1 protein-coding gene is annotated in these 1,875 nt (G+C 60.1%); it reads left to right on the top strand.

Going from position 1 to position 1,875, the window contains the following annotated elements; all coding sequences use genetic code 11:
• Positions 1-159 precede the first annotated feature (159 nt).
• Positions 160-1,875 (top strand): DUF4158 domain-containing protein (locus GTK01_RS20845; protein ID WP_252929770.1); only part of this gene is annotated, 1,716 nt, incomplete at its 3' end.

Here is a 1,875-nt window from a genome sequence, read left to right as displayed (position 1 = left end):
GGGGTGGGAACAAGAACTGTTCCCGCAGACACGCTAAGACCGAACGAAGCACGAACGCGCGTGATTGATCTGTAGATGAAGCTTCCCGGCCGGTTGAAAACATTCGGCTGATGGCGACCAATTTCCCTTGAAGTCGGTGTGTGGCAAGGGAGAACGCAAATGGGGAGAAGACGGCTTGTCAGCTCAAAGGAAGCGGCGATACTTCTGGCCATAGCGACAGACGAGGATAGTCTGATCCGCCACTTTACACTCGACCCGGCAGATCGGTTGGAATGCGAACTCCGCCGCCGACCGCAGAACAAGCTGGGCTTCGCGGTCCAACTCTGCACTATGCGCCAAACGGGGCGGCTCTTGTGGGATAATGAGGAGCCACCCGCGGCTGTGCTTACCTATCTTGCGGATCAGCTCGGCATCGACGCGCGCCTCTACGCCTTGTATGCGAACCGAATACAGACGCGTTTCGATCACAGTCGGTCTTTGATGGCCTATCTCGGTCTCCGGACCGCCTCTAGGGCCGATCGTCGCGCGGCTCTTGTGGCTGCAGTCGATGCGGCGGCCAATGGCGATCACGGGTTACCGATCGCGACAGCAGTCATTGCCGAGTTCCGGAAGCGACACGCCCTCCTTCCCTCGCTGCATTCCATCGAGAAGATCGGTCTCGGCGGTCGCGCGATAGCCCGCCGACGAGCTGAGAAAGAACTCGTCGAACGTATCCCGCCCGATCAGCTTAGATCATTGGACAGGCTGTTGGAGGTTGACTCGTCGATCGGCCAAACGCGCTTTCATTGGCTGCGCTCGGCGCCGGAAGCACCGGGCGCGTCGAACCTGATCGGGCTGACCGAACGGATTGCCTTCCTGCGCACGCTGGAAATCGATCCGACACTGCAGATGCGCATATCATCCGGACGGTGGGACCAGATGATCCGTGAGGGGAACGCCACGCCAGCCTGGCTGGCCAGCGATTTCAACTCTAGCCGCCGGCACGCTCTGATCGTGGCGCAGGTCATCAAGCTCGGACAAAAGCTCACCGACGATGCCGTGACGATGTTCATCAAGCTGATGGGTCGGCTGTTCTCGCGAGCCAATAACCGCAAGAAACAGCGACACATGGAGTGTAGGCCGGATACCGCCAAGGCGCTGCGCATGTTCCTCGACACGATTACCGCTCTGCAGTCTGCGAATGACTATGGCCGGAACGCATTGGAGGTTCTCGACCAGAAAGTCGGCTGGCATCGGCTGCTGAGCATGAAGCCTGAACTCGAGTCGATGGTCGAGGGTAACGAGGCGTCACCCTTGGCCTTGGCGGCCGAGCAATATGCGACCGTCAACAAGTACGCAGGGGCGTTCCTGCAGGCGTTCACGTTCGAATCGGCGCGGCGACACGATCCGCTTCTTGCGGCAATTTCGCTGCTGAAACGGCTCCATGCCGAGAGGCGTCGGACACTCCCGGATCGCGTCCCGATCACCCATTTCAGCCGAGCTGATCGTCGGCTCATCTTCGAACACGGAAAGCCTGATCGCCGTCTCTACGAGATTGCGACGCTCGCGGCTTTGCGAGACCGGCTTCGATCTGCGGATATCTGGGTCGATGGCAGCCGATCGTTCCGACCGATCGACGAGCATCTGATGCCTCGGTCAACGTTCACAACCATGAAGGAAGAGGATCGGCTCGGATTGGGCGTCCAGGGTGACGGCGCGGCTTGGCTTGCCGAAGCGCGCCAGATGCTCGACTTCAACCTGAAGCGCCTCGCGCATAGAGCACGGTCCGGAAAGCTCGAAGGTGTTCGTCTTGAAGCCGGGACGTTGATTGTGACGCCGACTGCCGGCGAAGTCCCTGCTGCCGCCGAGGACCTGAATGCCGAAATCAGCGATATG

The sequence above is a fragment of the Aliihoeflea sp. 40Bstr573 genome (genome assembly GCF_024105655.1).
GTDB lineage: Bacteria > Pseudomonadota > Alphaproteobacteria > Rhizobiales > Rhizobiaceae > Aliihoeflea.
Note: the sequence above shows the minus strand (reverse complement) of the source record. Positions and strands in the feature narration are given on the sequence as shown.